Origin of the sequence: Rehaibacterium terrae (assembly GCF_014202935.1) — a bacterium.
GTDB lineage: Bacteria > Pseudomonadota > Gammaproteobacteria > Xanthomonadales > Xanthomonadaceae > Rehaibacterium > Rehaibacterium terrae.
The window spans coordinates 173,562-196,956 of the sequence record NZ_JACHHX010000003.1 but is presented as its reverse complement, the minus strand read 5'-3'; the positions used below and the strand labels follow the sequence as shown (position 1 = coordinate 196,956).

Genomic DNA, 23,395 nt, shown 5'->3' with positions numbered 1-23,395 from the left:
TACCGCCTCCGGCTTGGGATTCGCCGCCCCCGCCCCGATAATCGGAGCCATGACCATCCGCTCCGACAACCCCGGGCACGGCTTCCAGTTCCCCGGCACCTTCGAGATCAGCGCCATGGGCGCGGTCGAGGGCGAGCTGCACCTGCTCGTCCCCGCCCGCCTGCAGGCGGCCGGCCTGACCGTGCTGGAGGAGACCATGCGCATCCGCCCCTCCGCCAAGGGCAACTACGTCTCGGTGACGGTGAGCTTCGTGGCCCAGAGCCGCGAGGATTACGACGCCGCCCACGGCGCCCTGCGCGCCTGTCCGGAGGTCAGGTGGACGCTGTGACCGGACGCGCCTGGCGCGTCCGCGAGCTCGGCCGCCAGCCCTACGAGCCGGTCTGGCGCGCGATGCAGCGGCTCACCGACGCCCGCGGCGCGGACACCCCGGACGAACTGTGGCTGGTCGAGCACGACCCGGTCTTCACCCTCGGCCAGGCCGGGAAGATGGAGCACGTGCTGGCACCGGGCGAGATCCCGGTGATCCCGGTCGATCGCGGCGGCCAGGTGACCTACCACGGCCCCGGCCAGCTGGTCGCCTACCCGCTGCTGGATCTGCGCCGGCTCGGCCTCGGTGTGCGCGAGCTGGTCGAGCGCATCGAGCAGGCCGTCATCGACGTGCTGGCCGACTGGAACATCGCCGCCCACCGCAAGGACGGCGCCCCCGGCGTGTACGTCAATGGCGCCAAGGTGATGGCGCTGGGCCTGCGGGTGCGGCGGGGCTGCACCTTCCACGGCCTGGCCTTCAACATCGCCATGGATCTGGAGCCGTTCCGGCGCATCAACCCCTGCGGCTACCAGGGCCTGCAGGTGACCTCGGTGCTAGACTTGGGCGGCCCATCGGGCCTGGACGCGGTCAAGCCGCCGCTGGTCGCGGCATTGTCGCGCCAGCTCGGCCTGACGCCGGAATGGACACCGGAGCTCCCCGACCTGGCCGCCGCCTGATTTCCCCTGCAGGAGCGGCGTGAGCCGCGCCCGCACACCACGACGCCGCCCTCATGACCGACACCGCCGCCATCAAGTCCATTCCGCTGCAGATCGTCGACACCGGCGGCGCCGGTCCGCTCGAGGCGGGCCGCAAGCAGCTCGGCGAGGACAAGATCGCCCGCAGCCCGGTCAAGTTCGACCAGAACGCGCCGGTGCTGCGCAAGCCGAGCTGGATCCGCGTGCGCATCCCGTCCGGCAATGCGGTGCAGAAGCTCAAGGCCAAGCTGCGCGAGAACCGGCTGGTGACGGTCTGCGAGGAGGCGAGCTGCCCCAACATCCACGAGTGCTTCGGCCACGGCACCGCCACCTTCATGATCCTCGGCGAGGTCTGCACCCGCCGCTGCTCGTTCTGCGACGTCGCCCACGGCCGGCCCAAGCCGCCCGACCCCGGCGAGCCCGAGAGCCTGGCGCGCACCGTCGCCGACATGGGCCTGAAGTACGTCGTCATCACCTCGGTCGACCGTGACGACCTGCGCGACGGTGGCGCCCAGCACTTCGTCGACTGCATCACCCGGGTGCGCGCGCTGAGTCCCGGCACCAAGATCGAGATCCTCACGCCCGACTTCCGCGGCAAGGGCCGCATGGACCGGGCGCTGGAGATCCTCGCGGCCGCCCCGCCGGACGTGTTCAACCACAACATCGAGACCGTCCAGCCGCTGTATCCGAACGTGCGGCCGGGTGCCGACTACCGGTGGTCGCTGACCCTGCTGCAGCGCTTCAAGGCGCAGCACCCGGCGATCCCGACCAAGTCCGGCATCATGCTCGGCCTGGGCGAGACCTTCGAGCAGGTGGCCGAAGCGCTGCGCGACCTGCGCGCCCACGACGTCGACATGGTCACCATCGGCCAGTACCTGCAGCCGACGCCACACCACCACCCGGTGATGCGCTACTGGACCCCGGACGAATTCGCCGCGCTGGAGAAGCTCGGCTACGAACTCGGCTTCAGCCACGTCGCCTCCGGCCCGATGGTGCGCTCGTCCTACCACGCCGACCGGATGGCGGCGGAAGCGGGCGTCACGGGCTGAGAAGCCAGGGCTCGGGGCTCATCCCGGCTTTGCCGGGATGAGCCGCATCGGAGGCCTGCCGCTTGCGTGCCAGGCGGCCGTTTTTCCGGGTCCCGTGCCCCGAATCGCAGCTTTCCCGACGATTCAGCCATCGGCGCCGGAATGCGGCATAGTGGACGCGGGCGGTTACGTCTGGCACAGGCCCGGTCCGGACCCGCGGCGCAAGCTGACGGCCCGAACTCCGCGCCCCGTCCGGGATCGAAGGTTTCGGCCGTCATGGCCGCGAGGAAAGTACCGATGTTCAAGCGTCTTGGTTTGCTGCTGCTGGTCGCCCTGCTGCCGTTCACGATGGCGGCACAGAGCGGCCCCGGCCCCTCCGCCGACGTCGGGCTGGCGCCGACCGCCGACCAGGCAGGCGCGGCGCGGCTGGTCTACGGCCTGCTCAGCGACAGCCGCTACCACTACAAGCCGCGCCCACTCGATGACGCCCTCTCGGCCGAGATCCACAAGCGCTACCTCGACGCGCTCGACGGCGAGCGGCTGTTCTTCCTGGCCGAGGACATTCAGAAGTTCGACGTCTGGCGCACCCGCCTGGACGACGCCATCCGCGCCGGCAACCTGCAGCCGGCGTTCGACATCTTCAACGTCTACGTGCAGCGCGTCGGCGAGCGCGTCGCCCACGCCCGCGCGCTGGTCGGGAAGGACTTCGACTTCGGCAAGGACGAAACCTGGCGCCTGGATCGCAAGGACCAGCCCTGGGCCGCCGACCGCGCCGAGCTCGACGAGCTGTGGCGGCAGTACGTCAAGAACGACGTGCTGCGCCTGAAGCTGGCCGGACGCAAGGACGAGGAGATCCGCAAGACCCTGGACAAGCGCTACGCCAACCTCGAGTCACGGATCCGCCAGCTCAAGTCCGAGGACGTGTTCCAGACCTTCATGAACGCCTATGCGACGGCCATCGAGCCGCACACCGGCTACATGACCCCGCGCACCTCGGAGAACTTCAACATCTCCATGCGGCTGTCGCTGGAAGGCATCGGCGCGGTGCTGCAGCGGCAGGACGAGTTCATCGTCATCCGCTCGATCGTGCCGGGCGGCCCGGCGGCGATGAGCGGCAAGGTCAAGCCCGGCGACCGCATCGTCGCGGTCGGCCAGGGCCGCTCCGGCCCGATGACCGACGTGGTCGGCTGGCGCGTCGACGACGTGGTCGACCTGATCCGCGGCCCGAAGGACAGCGTGGTACGCCTCGAACTGCTGCCGGCCGAGGCCGGCCTCGACGGCAAGCACGAGCAGGTCGCCATCGTGCGCGACAAGATCAAGCTGGAGGAGCAGGCCGCCAAGCGCTCGATCCTCACCATCGACACCGGGGATGGCCAGCGCCGCATCGGCGTGATCACCCTGCCGACCTTCTACCAGGACTTCGACGCCCGCCGCCGCAACGACCCCGACTACACCTCGGCCACCCGCGACGTCGCCCGCCTGCTCGCCGAGCTGAAGGCCGAGCGGGTCGACGGCGTGGTCATGGACCTGCGCAACAACGGCGGCGGCTCGCTCAACGAGGCGATCGAGCTGACCGGCCTGTTCATCGACTCCGGCCCGGTGGTGCAGGTGCGCGAAGCCGGCGGCCGGGTCAGCGTCGAGTCCGACCGCAGCGGCGGCGTGGCCTGGGACGGCCCGCTGGCGGTGCTGACCAACCGCGCCTCGGCCTCGGCCTCGGAGATCTTCGCCGCCGCCATCCAGGACTACGGCCGCGGCCTGATCATCGGCGAGCAGACCTTCGGCAAGGGCACCGTGCAGAACCTGATCGACCTGGACCGCTGGCCGCGCAACGAGACCCCGCGCTTCGGCCAGGTGCGGCTGACGGTGGCGCAGTTCTTCCGGCCCACCGGCGGCAGCACACAGCACAAGGGCGTGCTGCCGGACATCCAGTTCCCGGTCACCCTCGACGCCAGCGAGTACGGCGAGAGCAGTTACGACAACGCGCTGCCGTGGACGAAGATCGCGCCCGTGCCACACCCGCGCCTGGGTGACTTCGGGCCGCTGCTGCCGCTGCTCGCCGAGCGCCACGAGGCGCGTGTGGCCGAGGACCCTGAATTCCAGTGGTGGCGCGAGGACGTGGCCGAGTACCGTGCCCAGCGTGCCCGCAAGGAGATCTCGCTGAACATCGACGTGCGCCGCGCCGAGCGCGAGCGCATCGAGGCCCGCCGCAGGGCGCGCGAGGAGGCGCGCAAGGCGCTGGGCATCGACGCCCCCAGCCTGGCCCGCAGCAGCGACGACGGCTTGCAGGCCGACGAGCGCGACGTCGCTGCCGACGCCGCCGCCGAACGCGAGGAGGAGCGCCGCCCCGACGCCCTGCTGCGCGAGTCGGCCGCGATCCTCGCCGACGCCATCGAGCTGCTCAGCCGCGACCACCAGCTGGCCAGCCGCGTGCACGCCCACGTGCAGGCCGAGCGGCGCGGCTTCGCCTGGGTCGATTGACGGCCCGGAATCGGGCGTCGGAAATCGCTGGGGAGCATCCTGGCGCCGCCGTCCGCAGGCAGGCCGACCGCTGCGGGTGCGGCCATGGCGGCGATGGCCGTTGCCGCAGCGGCGACCGCGGCCCGGGGCGCAAAACGCGGATAGTCGCCCCACCTGCCGCCGGCTAAGGTGACCGCATGTCCCAGGCCGCAGCCCACCTCAGCAACGATCCCGTCGAGCAGGCCCGCCGCCTGCTCGACCGCGACGACCACAGCCTGCAGCAGCTCGCCGATGCCATCGGCATCGGCCCGCACGCGCTGCTGCGCCGCTTCCGCGCCCGCTTCGGCCTCACGCCGGCCGAATACCGCGCCCAGCGCCGCCTGCAGGCGTTCAAGCGCGGACTGCGCGCAGGCGCCGACGTCACCACCGCGCTCTACGACGCCGGCTTCGGCTCGCCCAGCCGGATCTACGAGAACGGCGCGGCCAGGCTCGGCATGACACCCGCCCGCTACCGCCGCGGCGGCGAAGGCGAGACGCTCCGCTGGACCGTGATCGACACCCGCCTCGGCCGCGCCCTGGTCGCGGTGACCGCGCGCGGCGTCTGCGCGGTGTCCTTGGGCGAGGACGAGACCACGCTGGAGGCGGAACTGCGCGCCGAATTCCCGCACGCCACGCTCGAGCGCGTCGACGCCGGCGCCGACGAGTTCGTCGCCCCGCGCGTGCGCGCGGTCGCCGAGGCCCTGCAGGGTCGCCGCCTGCACGGGCAGCTGCCGCTGGAGGTCGTCGGCAGCGCCTTCCAGCACAAGGTCTGGCAGGCGCTGATGCGCATTCCACCCGGCCAGACGCGCAGCTACGGCGAGATCGCCGCCGCCATCGGCGCGCCGCGCGCGGTGCGCGCCGTCGCCCGCGCCTGCGCGCAGAACCGTCTGGCCGTGCTGGTGCCCTGCCACCGGGTGATCCGCGGCGACGGCAGCCTCGGCGGCTACCGCTGGGGCTTGCCGCGCAAGCAGGCCCTGCTCGCCGCCGAAAAGGCCGACGTGTAGGGCCATGGTCGTGTGGGAGCGGCCCTGGCCGCGATTGCGGCCCGGTGGTTCGCGCAACGCCGCCATGGCGACTGCCACAGCGGTGGCCGCAGCGACCCTGAAGCCCGCCCTGTTGCAGAACGACATGGTCGGCGGCCGGAGGCTGAGCCGAGAAGCGGGAAGCGGGGAAAGCGCCGGGCGTGGACGCGCCAATGCTCTCTCTGACTTCCCACTCCTCTCGACTCACTCCGCGTTTCCGGGGCGCGGCCGCAGCCGCGCCTGCAGTGGCGACACGGCTTGTCCGCATATCGCCGCTTTCCGTCCGCCGGATTGCGCCCGCCGCGACCTAGAATGCGCGTCCGGCGCGTTCCCCCAACGCCCAGCCCACGAGCCCGCGCATGTCCGTCGTCGTCCCGGCCGTTCCCCGGCCCGCCTCCACTGCCGCCGTCGTCTCCGCACTGCTGGCGGTGTATCTGATCTGGGGTTCGACCTACCTCGGCATCCGCTTCGGGCTGGAGGGTTTTCCGCCGCTGCTGATGGCCGGACTGCGCTTTCTCGCCGCCGGGCTGGCCTTCTACGCGCTGCTGCGCTGGCGCGGCTACGCCGCGCCGACCCGCGCACAGTGGAAGAACCTCGCGGTGATGGGCTTCCTGATGATGCTGATGGGCAACGGCCTGGTCTGCGTCGCCCAGCAGGAGGTGTCCTCCGGCCTGGCCGCGATCGCGGTCGCCAGCCTGCCGCTGTGGGCCGGGCTGTTCGGCTGGCTCAAGGGCCGCCATCCCAGCCGCGGCGAGTGGCTGGGCCTGGGCGTCGGCTTCGCCGGCGTGCTCTGGCTCAACGCCGGCAGCGACCTGAGCGCGTCGCCGCGCGGCGCCATCGCCCTGCTGGCGGCGCCGGCCGCCTGGGCCTGGGGTTCGATCTGGAGCCGCGACCGCGATCTGCCGACCGCCTTCATGAGCACCGCCGGGCAGATGCTGACCGGCGGCGTGCTGCTGGTCGCGCTCGGCTGGACGCTTGGCGAGCGCATCGTCGAATGGCCCGCCACCCGCCCGCTGCTGGCGGTGGGCTACCTGGCGGTGTTCGGCTCGATCGTCGCCTACAGCGCCTACGTGTGGCTGCTCGATCACGTGCGCCCGGCGCTGGCCACCAGCTACGCCTACGTCAACCCGCCGGTGGCGGTGCTGCTCGGCGCGCTGCTGGCCGGCGAGCGCTTCGGCGTGCATGCCATCGGCGCGATGGCGGTGATCCTCGCCGGCGTCGCCATCGTCATGCTGTCGCGGGCGAAGCGCTGAGGCGCGCGAGGCGACGCATCACAGCGAGCGCAGCGCGGTGGTCACCGGCAGGCGGGCGGCGCGCAGCGCCGGCATCAGGCCGCCGAGGAAACCGATGCCGAGCGCCCAGACCAGGCCCTGCAGCACCAGCCCCGGCGTCACCGCGAAGTTGAAGGCGACCTGGGTGAAGCCGCCGCCCAGCGTGGACACCGAGTAGCCGTTGAACAGGCCGTAGGCGATGCCGGCGCCGAGCAGGCCGCCGACCAGCGACAGCACCATGGCTTCGGCCATCACCGAGGCCACCACCGGCAGCCGGCCGAAGCCGAGCGCGCGCAGCGTGCCGATCTCCACCGTGCGTGCCGACACCGCCGAATACATCGTGTTGAGCGCGCCGAACAGCGCACCCACCGCCATGATCGCGGCGACGATGCCGGTGAGGAAGCCGATCTGCCGGGTCAGCCCGGCCGCCTGCGCGCCGAAGTAGTCACGCTCGCGGAACACGTCGACGTTGAGCTGCGGGTCGGTGGTCAGGCGCCGCTTGAGCGGCTCGAAGGCGTCGATGTCGGTGAGCTGCACCAGCACCGAGGACACCCCGGTGCGGTTGAAGGCCGACTGCGCGGTCTGGGTGTCGGTCCAAAGCTCCGAATCGTGCGCGTCGCCGCTTTCGAAGATGCCGACGATGCGCCAGTCCGAGCCGCGGAAGCGCAGCTCGCGGCCGACTTCCAGTCCCTCGAACTGTTCATGGGCGCCACGGCCGACGATGATCTCGCGCAGGCCGGGGCGGAAACGCCGGCCTTCCAGCAGGCGCACCTCCGGGCGCAGCACGAAACCGTTCGGCTCGACCCCGCGCAGGGTGATGTTGGCGCCGGTGCGCTGGCCGCGGCGCGGCACCTCGGTGATGACGATGATCTCGCCCGAGGCCAGCGGCAACCCGTCCGCGCCGCGCGCCACCGCCGGATCGTACTTGACCTGCGTCCACGCGGCGCGGTCGAGGAAGCTCGACAGCTCGGCATTGGCGCCGCCGCGCAGGATCACCACGCGGTCGTCACGACCGGTGGCGGTGAGCGTTTTCTGCAGCCCGGTGGACATCGACAGCATCGCCACCAGCACGCCGACCACGCCGCCGATACCGATCACGATCACCAGCGAGGCGCCCAGGCGCTGCGGAATGCTGAGCAGGTTCATCCAGACGATCTCGCGGACCTGGCGGAAGGTGCTCATGCCTGTACTCCCTCGTCGCCGTGCTTGCGGAAAGACGTGCGCATCGCTATCGCCCCGCCAGCGCATCGACGATCTTCAGCCGCATCGCGTGCAGCGCCGGCGGCAGGCCGACGGCGACGGCCAGCGCGACGGTGCTGACCGCGGCGAACAGCCAGACCTCGCCGCCCAGCCGCACCGCCGCGTATTCGGCCGGCAGCAGGCCGAGCGCGACCTTCGCCAGCAGCATGCCCGCCAGCGCGCCCAGCGCGCACAGCAGCAGCGCCTCGGCCAGCACCAGCGCCAGCACGGTGCGATCGGTGAAGCCCAGGCACTTGAGCACCGCCAGCTCGGGCACGCGCTCGCGCACCGCCTGGCTCATGGTGTAGCCGGTGAGGATCAGGATGGTGAAGAACACCGCCCCGGAAATCGCGTTGACGATGAAGCCGATGTCGCCGAGCTGGCGCAGGAAGCCGAGCTGGAATTCCTGCTCGGTCTGGGTCTTGGTCTCGTCGGGGGTGTTCTCGAAGCGGGCGTCGATGGCGGCGGCGACACGCTCGGACTCGGCCGGATCGGCCACCCGCACCACGTACACCCCGGCCAGGCCCTTGCCGCCGCTGCGCGCCTCGTCGAAGTAGGCGTAGTTGAGGTACATCAGGTTGGCGCGGTCCTGCCACTCGCGGTCGCGGCCGTCGAAGATGCCGACCAGCTTCCACTCCCAGACCCGGCTGCCGCCGCTGCGGGTCCAGATGAAGCTGGTCAGCGGGATGATGTCGCCGACCCTCCAGCCGTGCTTCTCGGCGAGGATGCGGCCGGCGATGGCGCCGTTGGCGGTGGAGATGAAGGCGCGCTTCTCGTCCTCGCCCAGCACCCACTCCGGGTAGGTGTCGAACAGCCGCTGCGGGTTGACCGCGAACTGCGGGAAGAAGTTGCGCGGATCCTGATAGACGCCGCCGAAGAACTGCGAGTGACCGACCCGCGACACACCGGGAATCGCCTCGATCTGCGGCAGCATCCGGATCGGCAGCGGCTGGGTGAAGCTGCTGCGCGCCTGCACGATCAGCCGGTCGGCGCCGAGGAAGTCGGCACCGCCGGCCAACACCGCGTTGACCGCCTGCAGCAGCCCGATCAGCAGAAAGGCCGTGGCCAGCGACAGCAGGGTGAACAGCGTGCGGGTCTTGCGGCGGAACAGGGCAGCCCAGATCAGAGGGAAGTATTTCATCCGCGTCTCTCCGGCGATGGCCCGTGGCCTGGCACGGCCGCAGCGGCTCCCGTCACGGCAGTCGACCGCCGTGGCAGGCGCAGGTTCCGCATCGGCTCAATGGGCCGGCACATCCACCAGCGTGCCCTTGTCCAGATGCACCACGCGGTTGGCATACTCGGCGGCCTTGGGGTCGTGGGTGACCATGACGATGGTCTTGCCGAAGCGGCGGTTGAGCGCCTGCAGCAGGGTGAGCACCTCGTCGGCGGTCTTGCGGTCGAGGTCGCCGGTGGGTTCGTCGCAGATCAGCAGGCGCGGGTCGGAGACCAGCGCGCGGGCGATGGCCACCCGCTGCTGCTGGCCGCCGGACAACTCGCTGGGCTTGTGCTCGGCGCGATCCTCCAGCCCGACCAGCGCCAGCGCCAGCGCGGCGCGCCGGCGGCGCTCGGCGGCGCCCATGTCGGTGAGCAGCAGCGGCAGCTCGACGTTCTTCTGCGCGGTCAGCACCGGCATCAGGTTGTAGCTCTGGAAGATGAAGCCGACCGTGTCGGCGCGCCAGCGCGCCAGCGCCTCGCCGTGGAGCCGGTCGATGCGCTCGCCGGCCACCACCAGCTCGCCGGTGGTGGGCGTGTCCAGTCCGCCGATCAGGTTGAGCAGGGTGGTCTTGCCCGAACCGGACGGCCCCATCAGCGCGACGAAATCGCCGTCGGGGATGTCCAGGTCGATGCCGTGCAGCACCTCGATCCGCTGCTGGCCACGCAGGTAGGTCTTGGTCAGGCCGCGGATGCGGACCAACACCGCGTCGGTGCCCGGCGAGCCGTTACGGGTATCCATCGCCATCGCGCTCAGGGCGACTTCGGCCGCACGCGGTCACCGTCGCCCAGCCGCGCCGGCGGCGACAGCACCACCTGCTCGCCGGCCGCCAGCCCCGCCGTGACGAAGCGGTCGTTGTCGCGTGTTTCCGCCACCGTCACCGCACGCTCGACCGCACGGCCGTCGATCACCACGAAGGCGACACTGCGGCCATCGCGGGTGACGATGGCGCGACCCGGCACCCACGCGCCCTGCGGCGCCGGCGCGTCGTCGGCGCGCGGCTCGGCGAGGAAGCTCACCCGCACGCCCATGTCCGGGACGATGCGCGGATCGCTGATCTTCAGCGCGATGCGCACGCGCACCGTCGCCTTGCTGCGGTCGGCGGCGGGGATGATGGCGATCACCTCGGCCGGAATCCGCCAGTCCGGGTAGGCGTTGAGCACCGCCTCCACCGGCTGGCCGGCGCGCACGCGGCCGATATAGGCCTCGTTGACGTCCACCTGCACTTCCAGCGAGTCCATGTCGACGATGGTGCCGATGCCGGTGCGGGTGAAGCCGCCGCCGGCCGAGATCGGCGAGATCATCTCGCCCGGTTGCGCCGCCTTCTCGATCACCACGCCGGCGAACGGCGCGCGGACGATGGTGTTCTCCACGCCGATCTCGGCGATCCGCAGCGCGTTCTCGGCGCTGGCGATCTGCCGCTGCACCGACACCCGGCGCGCGGCCAGCGCGTCGCGCTCGGCCTGGGCCTGGTCGAGCGCAGCCTGGCTGGTCAGCCGTTGCGCGAACAGCGCGCGCTGCCGCTGCAGCGTGCGCTCGGCCAGATCCAGGTTCGCCTGCACCTCGGTGAGCTGGGCGCGGGCGGCGGCCAGCTGCGCCGCCGAGAGCGCACGCTGCGCCTGCGCATCGACGTCGTCCAGGCGCGCCAGCACCTGGCCCTCGTCCACGCGCATGCCTTCCTCGATCAGCACCTCGGCGACCTTGCCGGTGATCTTGGCGGAGACGGTGGCCTGCCGGCGCGCGGTGACGTAGCCGCTGGCATCGAGCACCGAGGCGCTGGCCGGGTCGTCGGCCGGGCGCGCGGCAGTGGTTTCGACCTCGACCGGCCGGGTCGCGTCCAGCACCATCCACACCAGCAGCAGCGCAATCACGGCGCCGGCGATCCACGGCCAGCGGCGGCGCTTGCGCGGAGCGCCCTGACGACGCTCGATGCGCAGTTCCTTCAGGAGTTCTTCGGCGCGATCCATGGGGGCTCTCGGTGGTTGGCGGAGTTCGGGGTGGTTGTGGGACTCGGGAAAGAGCATCACAGCTTCGTCATCCTGGCGAAAGCCGGAATGACGGTGGGGAAGGATTCGCATCACCTCGCCGGTCATGGGTGCCTTGGAGACCCGGCTCGACGCTTTTCCCGGGTCCCGGGTCCCGGGTCCCCGGCCCCGGATTCCGGGGCCCGGCCCGATCCTCATCCTGCCCCCGCGCCGCCAGCCGCCCCAGTGGCCGCCGTCAGCGCGACGGCATGACGATCCTCACCCACCGCTCAAGGGCGCAAAGCGTGAGCGCAGCAGCGCGAAGGCGGCGCGAAGGCCCTGCGCTTCGCCGCCGGCTGGCCGGCCGGGACGATCGCTGTCGTTCCACGCATACACGTCCAGGTGCGCCCAGGGCAGATCCGGCGGCACGAAGCGGTCGAGGTAGAGCGCGGCGGTGATCGAGCCGGCCATGCGCGATCCGCCCGCGTTGGCCAGGTCGGCGACGTTGCTCTTGAGATAGCTGAGGTACGGCCGCCACAGCGGCATCCGCCACAGCGGGTCGCGGGCGGCCTCGGCCGCCGCCAGCCAGTCGCGCGCCAGCGCCTCGTCATTGGCGTACAGCGCCGGCAAGTCGGGGCCGAGGGCGATGCGCGCGGCGCCGGTGAGGGTGGCGAAATCGAGCAGCAGCGCGGGCGATTTCTCGGCCGCGTAGGTGAGCGCGTCGCACAGCACCACGCGGCCCTCAGCATCGGTGTTGTCGATCTCGACGCTCAGGCCCTTGCGGGTGGCGATCACCTCGCCGGGGCGGTAGGCGTTGCCGGCGATGGCGTTCTCGACCGCGGGAATCAGCAGGGTCAGCCGCACCGGCAGCTTGCGCATCATCACCAGCTTGGCCAGCGCCAGCGCGTGGGCGGCGCCGCCCATGTCCTTCTTCATGTTGCGCATGCCGTCGGCGGGCTTGATGTCGAGGCCGCCGGTGTCGAAGCACACGCCCTTGCCGACGATGGCGACGTGCGGATGCGACGGGTCGCCCCAGGTCAGCTCGATCAGCCGCGGCGCGCGATGGCTGGCGCGGCCGACGGCGTGGATGGCGGGGAAGTTCCCGGCCAGCAGCGCGTCGCCGACGACGGCGTGCATCTGCCCGCCGTAGAGTTCGGCGAGGCGGCGCGCCTCCTGTTCGAGCTGCTCGGGACCCATGTGCTCGCTGGGCGTGTTGACCAGGTCGCGCACCAGCACGCTGGCGCGCAGCAGCGCGGCGGCCTCGTCGTGGGCGGCGTCGCGCGGCGGCAGCGCCAGCCGCGCCGGCGCGCGGCCGGCGCGGCGGTAACGGTCGAAGCGGTAAGCGCCCAGGCCCCAGCCGAGCAGCGCGTCGCCCGCCGCGATGCGCAGGCCGCGCTGGGCGTCGAGCCGGTACAGCCCTTCGGGCAGCAGCATCGGCGCGTGGGCCAGCGCGAACGGATCGGCGGCGTCGGCGATGCCGATCAGCGCGTACAGCGGCACGCCGCCGTCGCCGGGTACCAGCAGCACGGTGCCGGGCTCGGCGCGGAAGCCGTTGGCCGCCACCCAGTGCCGCACCGCCTCCGGTTCGCCGCCGAGGAAGCTGTCGAGGGCGGCGCCGTCGAGCGCGATCACCGGGACGGCGGCGTCGAACGGGTCGGCGGGGGCGAAGCAGGGTGGCAGGTTCATCGGTGGGTCACTCCGGGGCAGGGGCGTCCGCCTCCAGCCAGTCGGCCAGGGCGGCGAGGTCGGAAAATTCCAGGTGCGGGCGCGCGCCGGGATGGACCCACGGCGCGCCATGGCGGTTGATCCAGCAGGCCGACAGGCCGGCGCCGATGGCGCCGACGACATCCATGTGCGGGTCGTCGCCGACGTGCAGCACCGCATGCGCCGGCTCGCCCAGACGCGCGCAGGCGGCGTGGAAGATGCAGGGCGAGGGCTTGGCCGCGCCATGCTCGCGGGCGCTGAGCTGGAACACGAAATGCGCGTCCAGGCCGATCCGCGCCAGCTCGGCATTGCCGTTGCTCAGCGCGGCGATGGGGACACGTCGGGCGATGCGGCGCAGCGCGTCGAGCGCGTCGTCGTAGAGCTCGACCTCGTGGCGGGCGGCGAAGTAGGCGGCGAACGCCGCGTCGGCCAGGGCGGGGTCGTCGCCGGCGGCCTCCAGCGCGAGCGCCAGCGACAGCCGGCGCTGCGCCGAGTAGTCATGCGCCAGCTGCGGGTTGTCGCGGGCGACGCGGTCGCGCAGTTCGCGCATCGCCGGCACCGGCCAGCGCGCGGCGGTGCGCGGCGCATGCGCGCGCAGCCAGGCGTCGAGCGCAGCTTCGGCGCGGGCGATCGCCGGGCCGATCGGCCACAGCGTGTCGTCGAGATCCAGGGTGATGGCGCGGGGGCGGTGAGGCACGCGGCAATGGTAACGCGCGCACGCCGCGCGTCAGTCCTCCATCACCTGCGCCCAGCCCTGCCAGCCGTCGATGCGGGCGGAGACGATCTTGAAGGTCACCAGCATCGGCACCGCCAGCAGCAGCCCGGCCACCCCCCACAGCCAGCCCCACAGCATCAGCCACAACAGCAGGATCAGCGGCGAGATCGCCATGCGCCGCCCCAGCACGATCGGGGTCACCAGCTGGCTCTCGACCAGATTGATCGCGAGGTAGGCCGCCGGCACCAGCAGGGCCTGGCCGAGCTCCTTGAAGGCGACCATGCCGACCAGGGTGAGCGCGATGGTGCCGACCAGCGGACCGAAGTAGGGCGCATAGTTGAGCAGGCCGACCACGGTGCCCCAGAGCAGCGCGTCGCCCGGCTTCAGCCCCAGCCCCCACAGCGCGGCGGCCGTGGCGGCGCCGAGGCCGATGTTGATCACGGTGATGGTGAGCACGTAGCGTGAGACCTCGCTCTCGATGGTGCGCAGGATCTCCACCGTCACCCGCTGCTTGGCGCGGTCGGGCAGCAGGGTGATCGCGCGCCGCTGCAGGTTCTCGCCGTAGAGCAGGAAGAAATAGGCCAGCAGCACGATGGCGCCGACGCTGGCGAGCGTGATCGGCGTACCCGACAACACCGACCACAGCCCGCTCGGCGCCGGCTCGACGATCTGCACCGGGCTGGGCGCCTGCGGCGCCTGGCCGGCGAGTTGGCTCAGCGATTCGGAGGCGGCGCGGTTGGCCTCCTCGAAGGGCTTGGTCAGGGCGCGCAGCTTGGGGGCGTGCTGGCGGATCTCGCTGGGCGCCTGTCGCACCCACTCGGCGGCGGGGCGCACCAGCACGCTGGCCAGCAGCACGGCGGCGGCGACGCCGCCGACCACCACCCCCAGCGCGCCCAACCAGCGCGGGATCCACAGCTTCTGCAGGCCGCGCACGATCGGGTTGGCGATCAGGCCGAGGAACATCGCCAGCACGATCGGAATCAGCAGACTGCTGGCCGCCCAGGCGGTGTACAGCAGCGCCAGCACCAGCAGCGTGCCCGCCAGCGCGCCGGGCTGGCGGGGACCCGCTGCCGGCGCGGGCGCCTGCCCACTCATCGGGCGCCCCCGGCAGTTGCCTTCGCGGCCGGCTCGGCGGCCGGCTCGGCGGCTGGCTCGGCGGCTGCCTTGGCCGCCCACAGCGGCGCCAGCGCGGGCATGCCGACGGCCAGCAGACGCAGCAGCTGGGTGAGCAAGTCGATGCCGCGGTCGAGCCCGGCCTTCAGCTCCGGCTGTTTCAGCGCCGGGGCGAGTTTGCCGCCGAGGTAGCCCAGCAGCAGCCCGGCGACGACGATGCGTCCCGGCGTGGCGGCGGCCAGGCTGCTGTCGCGCAGCACCTCCCAGCGCGCGCGCAGTGCGGCATGACTGAGCTCGACGCTGGCCTCGGCGGCGCGTACCGCGGCGAGCTGGCGCCGCAGGCTCATGGCGGCTCTCCGCCCAACCGCGCCAACTGCCGGCGGGTCGCCGCGAAGCTGGCGAGCCGGAACACCGCGCGCGCGCGCCAGCCGAGCAGCACGGTCAGCGCCAGCCCGAGCAGTGCGGCGAGCAGCAGCGCCCACGGCCAGTCCAGGCCGGCGCGCTGCACGGCGACCGCGAAGACGGCCAGGAGGTAGAGCAGCGTGGCCAGTGCGGCGACCATCGCCAGCACGCCGAGCACCAGCGCGCGCGGAACGGCTGCCCGGGCGAGGCCCAGCTCGGCGGCGGCGAGCGCCTTCAGCGCCGCGGCGGTGTCGGCGGCGGCGCGCGCGGCATCGCCGCCTTCCTCGTACAGGCGGCGGGCGGCTTCGCCGAGCGCGAGCGCCTCGGCGGCGGCATCCTCCTGCGGGCGCGCGGCCTCCTGCTCCGGCGCGGCCGTCACCATCAGCGGCGTCCGATGCGCGAGAGCAGGAAGCCGGCGGCGAAGGCGACGCCGAAGGCGGCCAGCGGGCGTTCGCGGATCAGCGCTTCGGCGCTGGCCAGGAATTCGCGGCCCTTGCCGAGCGCAGCCTCGAGCTTCTCGTCGGCCGCCTCGCGCGCCTCCTGCGCGGCGGCGCGGCCGGCCTTGCGGGCCTCCTCCAACTCCTCGCGCACCGCTTCGCCGCCGGCACGCAGTTCGTCGCGCGCGGCCTCGGCGGCGTGCCGGGCGCTGGTGCCGGCCAGGCTGGCGGCCTGTCGCAGGTGTTCGCCGGATTCCTTCAGATGGGCCTTGGCGGCGGCGGCATGGTCGCCGGCATTGGCGGACTCCACATTGGGCCGGGTGGTTTCGCTCATGGCGGTCACTCCCTGGGGACGATGGGCCTCCCAGTCTACGCTCCGGGCGCGAACCCGGCGTGTCGGCCGGCCGCACCCCGGAACCGGGCCGGCCGGCGCATGCCGTCTCGGCCGGTGAGACCGCGGCCCGGCAGGCTGTCTGCGTTCGCCCGCAAGGAGACGCCGCCATGCCGAGACTGCAGCCCACCCCACGCATCCTCGCCCCCGACCCGCGCCTCGCCCGCGCGCTGTGGCAATGGCTCGCGCTCGGCGCGCTGCTGCTCGTGCTGTTCCCCGCCGCGCGCGGCTACAGCGCCGCCGTCGGCTGGCTGCCGTTCTGGCTGCTGGTCGCGCCGGGCGTCTCGCTGTGCGTGCTGTACCGCCATCGTCTGCGCGATCGGCTGGCGGCGGCGCGGTCCCGGTTCCTCGTCCCCGGGTCGCGCCGTCGCCGCCTTCTCCGGCGCGGCCAGGCGCGGCGGGTCGGTGCCGGCCAGGCGCGCCGAACGCCGTTGCGCGCGGCGTGAGGCCGCGGTCGCGGGAACCAGGGGCCTGCGGAAACGGCCCTGACCGCGGCCGGCGCGTCCGCCAGCCACCATGGCCACGCCCGGCACCGCGGCCGCGATGGCAGGGAAAACCGCAGGCCGGGGAAGATCCGGGCCCGTGCCGCCATCCCCGCGACTTCGGGCCTCTGGAAGCAAATGCACAGGACTCGGCCGCTTCGCGGCCACGCCATCGCTGCACCCGGCCCCGCTTTCGCGGCAATGGCGGGCGCAGGCGGGCTTGTCCGCAGGCTCCCCGGTCAATCGTGGATGCCGAGCCGCTTGCGCTCCAGCCGGCGCAGGAACTCCTCCATGATCCGCCGGTACAGGTCCTCGCCGAGGTAGGCGTCCTCGACGCCGGCGTCGATGCTGGGGTTGTCGTTGACCTCGATGAGGGCGACGCGGTCCTTCATCGCCTTGATGTCGACGCCGTACAGGCCGTCGCCGATGGCGTTGCAGGCGCGCACCGCCAGCTTGACCACCTCGCCCGGCGCCTCGCGCACCGGCAGGGTCTTGAAGCCGCCCGACTTGGCCGCGCCCTTGGCGCTCCGGGCCGAGTGGTCGTAGATCTGCCAGTGCCCGCGCGACATGAAGTACTGGCAGGCGTACAGCGGCTGGCCGTCGAGCACGCCGATGCGCCAGTCGAATTCGGTGTAGAGGTATTCCTGCGCCAGCAGCAGCGCGGTGTGGTCGAACAGCTCGGCGGCGGCGGCCTTGAGCTGCTCGGGCGTCTCCACCTTGTGGATGCCGCGCGAGAAGCTGCCGTCCGGGATCTTCAGCACGATCGGGAAGCCCAGCAGTTCGGGCAGTGCGGCGAGCCGCTTCGCGTCGTCGCGGAACACCACCTCGGTGCGCGGCGTCGGCAGCTTCTTCGACTTCAGCAGGTCGTGCAGGTAGATCTTGTTGGTGCAGCGCAGGATCGAGGTCGGGTCGTCGATCACCACCATGTCCTCGCGCTCGGCACGGTGCGCGAAGCGGTAGGTGTGGTTGTCCAGCGCCGTGGTCTCGCGGATGAACAGGCCGTCGTACTCGGCCAGCCGCGCGAAGTCGTTGCGGGTGATCGGATCGACCTCGATGCCAAGCTCCTTGCCGGCCTCGATGAACTGCCTGAGCGCGCGCTTGTTGGAGGGCGGCATCGCCTCGGCCGGGTCGTGCAGCATGGCCAGGTCGTAGCGGTACTTCTTGCGCGCGCGCGGCTTGCGCCACAGCTTCTTGCTGAAGTGGTCGAGCGCGTCGGCGAAGGCGTCCTCCTGCGGGTCGGACAGCGTGTGCAGCCCGGCCGGCTTGATCGACGCGATCTGCCACACCTTCTGGCGCTCGAACTCCAGCCGCAGGATCGGGCAGGGAAAGGTCTCGAACACCTGCCGCGCCAGGTCGGCCAGCGGCGCGTAGTTGGTCTGCCCGAAGTACACCAGCAGGCCGAAGTCGGTGGCGTCGCGCGCACCTTCCGGCAGGAACCTCGCCAGCTTGGCGTTGAGATCCTCGATGTCCACGCCGTAGATCGAGCGCCGGCGCAGGTCGTTGATGGTGCGCACCGACGGGATCACCTTGTGACCGCGCGCCTCGGCCAGCAGCGACACGTAGTAGCCCAGGCCCAGGTATTTGTAGCTGCGGCACAGGTTGATGACCTGGGTGCGCTCGCCCTCGCCGCCGCCGAGCGGCTGCTTGAGGTAATCGACCGCGCTGACGATGTTCTCCGAAGGGTAGAACGCCCCCCAGTCGGAGGCTTTTTCCACGACGATGACGAGGCGGCTCATGGCGGGCGCTGGCAGTGGGCGGCACCAGTCTGACAGGTTCCCCGGTCGGCGTGGCGGGGCGGCGCGCACGCCGCGCCCGACACGCCGCCGGACGCGCGCTTTCCTGCCATCATCCGGCCATGCCCGACTCCGCCCCGCGCGACGCCACCCCCGCCGACCTGCCCGCCCTGCTGGCGCTTGAGGCGCAGTTTCCCGGCGACCGGATGAGCGCGCGCCAGTACCGGCGTCACCTCGCCAGCCCGCGCGCGCGGATCCGGGTCGCCGAGCGCGACGGCACCTTGGCCGGGGCGAGCGTGCTGCTGTTCCGCGCCGGCAGCGCGACGGCGCGACTGTATTCGATCGTCGTCGATCCCGCCCGGCGCGGGCAGGGCCTGGGCCGGCGGTTGCTCGACGATGCCGAAAACCTCGCCCGCGCCCGCGGCTGCACCCGCCTGCGGCTGGAGGTGCGCGCCGACAACCCGGCCGCGCTGGCGCTGTACGAAGGCGCCGGCTACCGCCGGCTCGCCGCCCTGCCCGGCTACTACGAGGACGGCGGCGACGGGCTGCGGCTGGAAAAGGCGCTGCCGACGCCCCCATGACCAAAGTCATGGTCGCCGGACTCGCACACCGTGCTAGCGTCGGCGTTTTCGTGGCATTCCCCGGAGGAAAACGATGCGCAAGGCGTCCCTCGCCTGTCTGCTGTCCGGCCTGGGCCTCGGCCTGGCCGCTCACGCCGCCGATGTCGCCACCCCGCCAGCGTCCGCCGCCGACCCCTACCTGTGGCTGGAGGACGTGACCGGCGAGCGGGCGCTGGACTGGGTGCGCAGCCGCAACGCGGTCACCGTCGAGAAGATGCAGGCCGACCCGGAGTTCGCGAAGCTGCAGGACGACCTGCTCGCCATCCTCGACTCCGACGCGCGCATCCCCGGCGTGACCAAGCTCGGCAGCCACTACTACAACTTCTGGCGCGACCGGAACCATGTCCGCGGCGTGTGGCGGCGCACCACGCTGGACGAATACCGCAAGGCCGAGCCCGCCTGGGAAACCGTGCTCGACCTCGACGCGCTGGCCGAGGCCGAGGGCGAGAACTGGGTCTGGGCCGGCGCCAACTGCCTGCGCCCGGACTACACCCGCTGCCTGATCGCGCTCTCGCGCGGCGGCGCCGACGCCAATGTCACCCGCGAATTCGACCTCGAAAGACGCGAGTTCGTCACCGACGGCTTCTTCCGCCCCGAGGCCAAGGGCGGCCTGCAGTGGATCGACCGCGACACCGTCTATGTCTACACCGACTTCGGCGCCGGTTCGCTGACCAGCTCGGGCTACCCGCGCATCGTCAAGCAGTGGAAGCGCGGCACCCCGATGAGCCAGGCGCAGCCGGTCTTCGAAGGCCGGGTGGAGGACATGTACATCGCCGCCTTCCGCGACCACACCCCGGGCCACGTGCGCGACTTCGTCAGCCGCACCCTGGCCTTCTACAACAACGAGCTGTACCTGCGCCGCGGCGACGGCTCGCTGGCGAAGATCGACGTGCCCAACAGCGCCAAGAAGGGCGTGTTCCGCGAATGGCTGAGCCTGGAGCTGCGCGAGCCGTGGGCCGTGGACGGCCGCCACTACGCCGCCGGCTCGCTGCTGGTGACGAAGTTCGACGACTTCATGGCCGGCAAGCGCGAATTCGAGGTGCTGTTCGAGCCCAGCGACACCACTTCGCTGGCCGATGTCGTGGTCACCCGCGACCACGTCATCCTCAACGTGCTCGACGACGTCAAGAACCGGCTCTACGTGCTGACCCCGGTGACGGAAGCAGGCCGCACGACCTGGCGACGCGAGCCGTTCGCCGGTGCGCCCGAGTTCGGCACGGTGTCGGTCTCGGCGATCGACCCGCACGCGTCCAACGACGTCTTCCTGACCGCCACCGACTTCATCACCCCGACCACGCTCCACCTCGGCACGGTCGGCCAGCCGCTGCAGAAGCTCAAGCAGATGCCGGCCTTCTTCGACGCCAGCCACCTCACCATCAGCCAGCACTTCGCCACCAGCCGGGACGGCACCCGCGTGCCGTACTTCCTGGTCGCGCCGAAGTTCCTGGAGACCCACGGCAAGAACCCGACCCTGCTCTACGCCTATGGCGGCTTCGAGATCTCGCAGCTGCCCAGCTACAGCCCGGTGGTCGGCCGCGCCTGGCTGCAACAGGGCGGCGTGTACGTGGTGGCCAACATCCGCGGTGGCGGCGAATACGGCCCGCGCTGGCACCAGGCCGCGCTCAAGGCCAACCGCCACCGCGCCTACGAGGATTTCGCCGCGGTCGCCGAGGATCTGATCGCCCGCGGCATCACCTCGCCGCCGCACCTGGGCATCCGTGGCGGCAGCAACGGCGGCCTGCTGGTCGGCAACATGATCACGCTCTACCCGCAGCTGTTCGGCGCCGCGGTGAGCGCGGTGCCGCTGCTCGACATGCAGCGCTACCACCTGCTGCTGGCCGGCGCCTCGTGGATGGCCGAGTACGGCAATCCCGACGACCCGGCCGAGTGGGAGTTCATCCGCACCTTCTCGCCCTATCACAACGTCCGTGCGGACGTGCGCTATCCGCCGACGCTGTTCACCACCTCCACCCGCGACGACCGCGTCCACCCCGGCCACGCCCGCAAGATGATGGCGCGGATGGAAGAACAGGGGCACGAGGTCCTCTACTACGAGAACATCGAGGGCGGCCACGGCGGCGCAGCCAACAACCGGCAGGCCGCCTTCATGCAGGCGCTGCAATACCAGTTCCTCAGGCAGCGCCTGTCCGCCAGCGAATGACCCGCCACCACCACCGTCGAAAGGAATCCGACATGAGTCCGATCCGTCGCGCTCTTCCCCTGCGCCACGCGCTCACGCTGTGTCTCGGCCTCGGCCTGCTGGCCGGTTGCAGCGGCCGGGACGACGCGCAGTCGCCATCGGTCACCGCCGCACCGGCCATCCCGCCGCTCAGCGCCGAGAGCCTGGCGCTGCCGCCGGCGCCGGTGGCCGAGAAGCGGTCCTACGAAGTGGTCGCCCCGCACGGCGCCACCCGCCAGGACGAGTACTACTGGCTGCGCGACGACAGCCGCCAGTCGCCCGAGGTGCTGGCCTACCTGAACGCCGAGAACGCCTACGCCGACGCGGTGATGGCGCCGTTGCGCGGCTTCGAGAACCGGCTGTACGAGGAGATGGTCGGCCGCATCAAGCAGGACGACGCCAGCGTGCCGTTCCAGTACAAGGACTACTGGTATTACACCCGCTTCGAGGAGGGCAAGGAGTACCCGATCCACGCCCGCCGCAAGGGCAGCATGGACGCCCCCGAGGAGATCCTGCTCGACCTCAACCGGCTCGCCGAGGGCAAGAGCTTCTACTCGGTCGCCAATTTCGAAGTCAGCCCGGATCAGCAGCTGCTGGCTTATGTCGAGGACACCGTCGGCCGCCGCCAGTACACCCTGCGCATCAAGAACCTCGCCACCGGCGAAACCTACGCCGACGAAGTGCCGGGCCTGTCCGCCAGTCTGGCCTGGGCCGGCGACAACCGTACCGTCTACTACATCGAGAACGACCCCGTCACGCTGCTGACCAAGCGCGTCAGGGCGCACACCCTCGGCAACGACCCGGCGGACGACCCGGTCGTCTACCACGAGCCCGACGACAGCTTCTACATGGGCCTGCTGACCACGCGCTCGGAGAAGTACCTGTGCATCGTCGTGCAGAGCACCGTCTCCAGCGAGCAGCGCTGCACCGAGCGCAACGCGCCCGGCGAGTTCCGCCTGATCGCCCCGCGCGAGCGCGACTTCGAATACCAGGCCGACCACCTCGGCGAGCGCTGGGTGGTGCGCACCAACTGGAACGCGAAGAACTTCAAGCTGATGCAGTTCGCCGACGGCCGGTGGGGCGACCGCACCCAGTGGCGCGACCTGCTCGGCCACGACGAGGCGGTGTTCATCAGCGGCTACGAGCTGTTCGACGACTTCCTCGCCGTCGGCGAGCGCTCCGACGGCCTCACCCGCATCCGCGTGCTGCGTGACGGCCAGGCCGAGTACGTCAAGGCCGACGAGCCGGCCTACGTGATGGCGCTGTCCACCAACGCCCAGCCCGGTACCGACTGGCTGCGCTACACCTACACCTCGCTGACCACCCCGGCCACCACCTACGAGCTCAATGTCAAAACCGGCGAGCGCAGGCTGCTCAAGGAGCAGCCGGTGCTGGGCGGCTTCGACAAGGCCGACTACGTCACCGACCGCGTCTGGGCCACCGCCCGCGACGGCACCCGCGTGCCGGTCTCGCTGCTGTACCGCAAGGGCTTCCGCAAGGACGGCAGCGCCGCCCTGCTGCAGGCCGGCTACGGCTCCTACGGCAGCAGCCGCGACCCCTTCTTCAACAGCAACGTGCTCAGCCTGGTGGACCGCGGCATGGTCTACGCCATCGCCCACATCCGCGGCGGCCAGGAGATGGGCCGGCACTGGTACGAGCAGGGCAAGCTGCTGAACAAGATCAACACCTTCACCGACTTCATCGATGTCACCGATCACCTGGTGAAGGAAGGCTATGCCGCCCCCGACCGCGTCGCCGCCATGGGCGGCAGCGCCGGCGGCCTGCTGATGGGTGCGATCGCCAACATGGCGCCGGAGAAGTACCGCGTGATCGTCTCGCTGGTGCCGTTCGTGGACGTGGTGACCACCATGCTCGACGAGAGCATCCCGCTCACCACCAACGAGTTCGACGAGTGGGGCAACCCCAAGGACCCGGTCTACTACGACTACATGCTGTCGTACTCGCCCTACGACCAGCTCAGCGCCCAGGCCTACCCCGCCATGTACATCGGCACCGGCCTGTGGGACTCGCAGGTGCAGTACTGGGAGCCGGCCAAGTACGTCGCCCGCCTGCGCGACCGCCGTACCGACGACAACCTGCTGGTCTTCCGCACCCAGATGGAAGCCGGCCACGGCGGCAGGTCCGGACGTTTCCAGCGCTTCCGCGAGACCGCCGAGCAGTACGCCTTCATGCTCAACCAGTTGGGCGTGGGCGAATAGCTCGCCCGCCCGCCTGCATCACGAGCCAAAGGCCGCCTCCGGGCGGCCTTTGTGCGTTCGAACGCATGTCGCGGCGGACCGGTCGCAGTGCACTCCGCGCCCTGCCAGCCGCCGTCCCGGCCTTGCCCGCGAAATGCCTCATGTTCCGCCCACGCAGCGCGTAGG

21 protein-coding genes are annotated in these 23,395 nt (G+C 71.5%); 10 read left to right on the top strand and 11 right to left on the bottom strand.

Features of this window, described 5'->3' with window-relative positions; translation table 11 throughout:
* Positions 1-49: 49 nt before the first annotated feature.
* The 6 genes from HNQ58_RS03360 to yedA all read left to right on the top strand — a co-directional run bounded on the left by HNQ58_RS03360 (position 50) and on the right by yedA (position 6,801).
* Complete coding sequence (locus HNQ58_RS03360; protein WP_183947370.1) at positions 50-328, top strand: DUF493 family protein; 279 nt, start codon at positions 50-52, stop codon at positions 326-328.
* Complete coding sequence (lipB, locus tag HNQ58_RS03355; RefSeq protein WP_343057160.1) at positions 316-984, top strand: lipoyl(octanoyl) transferase LipB; 669 nt, start codon at positions 316-318, stop codon at positions 982-984. The genes HNQ58_RS03360 and lipB overlap by 13 nt, the downstream gene beginning before the upstream one ends.
* 53 nt (positions 985-1,037) lie before the next feature.
* Positions 1,038-2,051 (top strand): lipoyl synthase, encoded by a 1,014-nt coding sequence (lipA, locus tag HNQ58_RS03350; protein WP_183947369.1) that lies wholly within the window; start codon positions 1,038-1,040, stop codon positions 2,049-2,051.
* Between the two features lie 276 nt (positions 2,052-2,327).
* Positions 2,328-4,508, top strand: a complete 2,181-nt coding sequence (locus tag HNQ58_RS03345; RefSeq protein WP_425504143.1) for a carboxy terminal-processing peptidase — start codon at positions 2,328-2,330, stop codon at positions 4,506-4,508.
* A 176-nt stretch (positions 4,509-4,684) separates the two neighbouring features.
* Entirely contained in the window at positions 4,685-5,530 is an 846-nt protein-coding gene (locus HNQ58_RS03340; RefSeq protein WP_183947367.1) for a methylated-DNA--[protein]-cysteine S-methyltransferase, read from the top strand.
* A 377-nt stretch (positions 5,531-5,907) separates the two neighbouring features.
* A complete protein-coding gene (yedA, locus tag HNQ58_RS03335; protein ID WP_183947366.1) occupies positions 5,908-6,801 on the top strand; it encodes a drug/metabolite exporter YedA in 894 nt (297 codons plus the stop codon).
* An 18-nt stretch (positions 6,802-6,819) separates the two neighbouring features.
* Here yedA and HNQ58_RS03330 read toward each other — a convergent pair whose 3' ends face one another.
* The 10 genes from HNQ58_RS03330 to HNQ58_RS03285 form a co-directional block, all read right to left on the bottom strand.
* Positions 6,820-8,001 (bottom strand): ABC transporter permease, encoded by a 1,182-nt coding sequence (locus HNQ58_RS03330; protein ID WP_183947365.1) that lies wholly within the window; start codon positions 7,999-8,001, stop codon positions 6,820-6,822.
* A gap of 46 nt (positions 8,002-8,047) precedes the next feature.
* Entirely contained in the window at positions 8,048-9,199 is a 1,152-nt protein-coding gene (locus HNQ58_RS03325; protein WP_183947364.1) for an ABC transporter permease, read from the bottom strand.
* A 96-nt stretch (positions 9,200-9,295) separates the two neighbouring features.
* Positions 9,296-10,012 carry an ABC transporter ATP-binding protein gene (locus HNQ58_RS03320; RefSeq protein ID WP_183947363.1) on the bottom strand — a complete coding sequence of 239 codons (717 nt, stop codon included), beginning with the start codon at positions 10,010-10,012 and terminating at the stop codon, positions 9,296-9,298.
* Between the two features lie 11 nt (positions 10,013-10,023).
* The gene (locus tag HNQ58_RS03315) at positions 10,024-11,238 is read right to left on the bottom strand and encodes an efflux RND transporter periplasmic adaptor subunit (protein ID WP_183947362.1); all 1,215 of its coding nucleotides are present in this window, start codon (positions 11,236-11,238) and stop codon (positions 10,024-10,026) included.
* Between the two features lie 276 nt (positions 11,239-11,514).
* Entirely contained in the window at positions 11,515-12,921 is a 1,407-nt protein-coding gene (locus HNQ58_RS03310; RefSeq protein WP_183947361.1) for a leucyl aminopeptidase family protein, read from the bottom strand.
* Between the two features lie 7 nt (positions 12,922-12,928).
* Entirely contained in the window at positions 12,929-13,636 is a 708-nt protein-coding gene (locus tag HNQ58_RS03305) for an HAD-IA family hydrolase (RefSeq protein WP_183947360.1), read from the bottom strand.
* Positions 13,637-13,666: 30 nt separating this feature from the next.
* Positions 13,667-14,749, bottom strand: a complete 1,083-nt coding sequence (locus HNQ58_RS03300; protein WP_183947359.1) for an AI-2E family transporter — start codon at positions 14,747-14,749, stop codon at positions 13,667-13,669.
* Entirely contained in the window at positions 14,746-15,114 is a 369-nt protein-coding gene (locus tag HNQ58_RS03295) for a hypothetical protein (protein WP_183947358.1), read from the bottom strand. Before HNQ58_RS03295 ends, HNQ58_RS03300 begins: the two co-directional genes overlap by 4 nt.
* Positions 15,111-15,551, bottom strand: a complete 441-nt coding sequence (locus HNQ58_RS03290; RefSeq protein WP_183947357.1) for a hypothetical protein — start codon at positions 15,549-15,551, stop codon at positions 15,111-15,113. Before HNQ58_RS03290 ends, HNQ58_RS03295 begins: the two co-directional genes overlap by 4 nt.
* Positions 15,551-15,940, bottom strand: a complete 390-nt coding sequence (locus HNQ58_RS03285; protein WP_246416887.1) for a hypothetical protein — start codon at positions 15,938-15,940, stop codon at positions 15,551-15,553. The genes HNQ58_RS03290 and HNQ58_RS03285 overlap by 1 nt, the downstream gene beginning before the upstream one ends.
* 167 nt (positions 15,941-16,107) lie before the next feature.
* Here HNQ58_RS03285 and HNQ58_RS03280 point away from each other — a divergent pair, with 167 nt between their 5' ends.
* Positions 16,108-16,443 (top strand): hypothetical protein, encoded by a 336-nt coding sequence (locus tag HNQ58_RS03280; protein WP_183947356.1) that lies wholly within the window; start codon positions 16,108-16,110, stop codon positions 16,441-16,443.
* 275 nt (positions 16,444-16,718) lie between these two features.
* Here the strand turns inward: HNQ58_RS03280 and HNQ58_RS03275 are convergent, their stop codons facing one another.
* A complete protein-coding gene (locus HNQ58_RS03275) occupies positions 16,719-18,215 on the bottom strand; it encodes a RimK family protein (protein WP_183947355.1) in 1,497 nt (498 codons plus the stop codon).
* Positions 18,216-18,334: 119 nt separating this feature from the next.
* Between HNQ58_RS03275 and HNQ58_RS03270 the strand changes: the two genes are divergently transcribed.
* The 3 genes from HNQ58_RS03270 to HNQ58_RS03260 all read left to right on the top strand — a co-directional run bounded on the left by HNQ58_RS03270 (position 18,335) and on the right by HNQ58_RS03260 (position 23,230).
* Positions 18,335-18,793: a GNAT family N-acetyltransferase gene (locus tag HNQ58_RS03270; RefSeq protein ID WP_183947354.1), complete on the top strand. Its 459-nt coding sequence runs from the start codon at positions 18,335-18,337 to the stop codon at positions 18,791-18,793.
* 73 nt (positions 18,794-18,866) lie between these two features.
* Entirely contained in the window at positions 18,867-20,993 is a 2,127-nt protein-coding gene (locus tag HNQ58_RS03265) for a prolyl oligopeptidase family serine peptidase (RefSeq protein ID WP_183947353.1), read from the top strand.
* A gap of 32 nt (positions 20,994-21,025) precedes the next feature.
* Positions 21,026-23,230, top strand: a complete 2,205-nt coding sequence (locus tag HNQ58_RS03260) for a S9 family peptidase (RefSeq protein ID WP_183947352.1) — start codon at positions 21,026-21,028, stop codon at positions 23,228-23,230.
* Positions 23,231-23,395 lie beyond the last annotated feature (165 nt).

Excerpts from the sequence above, each read along its gene's own strand:
- HNQ58_RS03360 (WP_183947370.1), top strand. The coding sequence starts at position 50 with ATGACCATCCGCTCCGACAACCCCGGGCACGGCTTCCAGTTCCCCGGC.
- lipA (WP_183947369.1), top strand. The coding sequence starts at position 1,038 with ATGACCGACACCGCCGCCATCAAGTCCATTCCGCTGCAGATCGTCGAC.
- HNQ58_RS03345 (WP_425504143.1), top strand. The coding sequence starts at position 2,328 with ATGTTCAAGCGTCTTGGTTTGCTGCTGCTGGTCGCCCTGCTGCCGTTC.
- HNQ58_RS03340 (WP_183947367.1), top strand. The coding sequence starts at position 4,685 with ATGTCCCAGGCCGCAGCCCACCTCAGCAACGATCCCGTCGAGCAGGCC.
- yedA (WP_183947366.1), top strand. The coding sequence starts at position 5,908 with ATGTCCGTCGTCGTCCCGGCCGTTCCCCGGCCCGCCTCCACTGCCGCC.
- HNQ58_RS03330 (WP_183947365.1), bottom strand. The coding sequence starts at position 8,001 with ATGAGCACCTTCCGCCAGGTCCGCGAGATCGTCTGGATGAACCTGCTC.
- HNQ58_RS03325 (WP_183947364.1), bottom strand. The coding sequence starts at position 9,199 with ATGAAATACTTCCCTCTGATCTGGGCTGCCCTGTTCCGCCGCAAGACC.
- HNQ58_RS03320 (WP_183947363.1), bottom strand. The coding sequence starts at position 10,012 with ATGGATACCCGTAACGGCTCGCCGGGCACCGACGCGGTGTTGGTCCGC.
- HNQ58_RS03315 (WP_183947362.1), bottom strand. The coding sequence starts at position 11,238 with ATGGATCGCGCCGAAGAACTCCTGAAGGAACTGCGCATCGAGCGTCGT.
- HNQ58_RS03310 (WP_183947361.1), bottom strand. The coding sequence starts at position 12,921 with ATGAACCTGCCACCCTGCTTCGCCCCCGCCGACCCGTTCGACGCCGCC.
- HNQ58_RS03300 (WP_183947359.1), bottom strand. The coding sequence starts at position 14,749 with ATGAGTGGGCAGGCGCCCGCGCCGGCAGCGGGTCCCCGCCAGCCCGGC.
- HNQ58_RS03295 (WP_183947358.1), bottom strand. The coding sequence starts at position 15,114 with ATGAGCCTGCGGCGCCAGCTCGCCGCGGTACGCGCCGCCGAGGCCAGC.
- HNQ58_RS03290 (WP_183947357.1), bottom strand. The coding sequence starts at position 15,551 with ATGGTGACGGCCGCGCCGGAGCAGGAGGCCGCGCGCCCGCAGGAGGAT.
- HNQ58_RS03285 (WP_246416887.1), bottom strand. The coding sequence starts at position 15,940 with ATGAGCGAAACCACCCGGCCCAATGTGGAGTCCGCCAATGCCGGCGAC.
- HNQ58_RS03280 (WP_183947356.1), top strand. The coding sequence starts at position 16,108 with ATGCCGAGACTGCAGCCCACCCCACGCATCCTCGCCCCCGACCCGCGC.
- HNQ58_RS03275 (WP_183947355.1), bottom strand. The coding sequence starts at position 18,215 with ATGAGCCGCCTCGTCATCGTCGTGGAAAAAGCCTCCGACTGGGGGGCG.
- HNQ58_RS03270 (WP_183947354.1), top strand. The coding sequence starts at position 18,335 with ATGCCCGACTCCGCCCCGCGCGACGCCACCCCCGCCGACCTGCCCGCC.
- HNQ58_RS03265 (WP_183947353.1), top strand. The coding sequence starts at position 18,867 with ATGCGCAAGGCGTCCCTCGCCTGTCTGCTGTCCGGCCTGGGCCTCGGC.
- HNQ58_RS03260 (WP_183947352.1), top strand. The coding sequence starts at position 21,026 with ATGAGTCCGATCCGTCGCGCTCTTCCCCTGCGCCACGCGCTCACGCTG.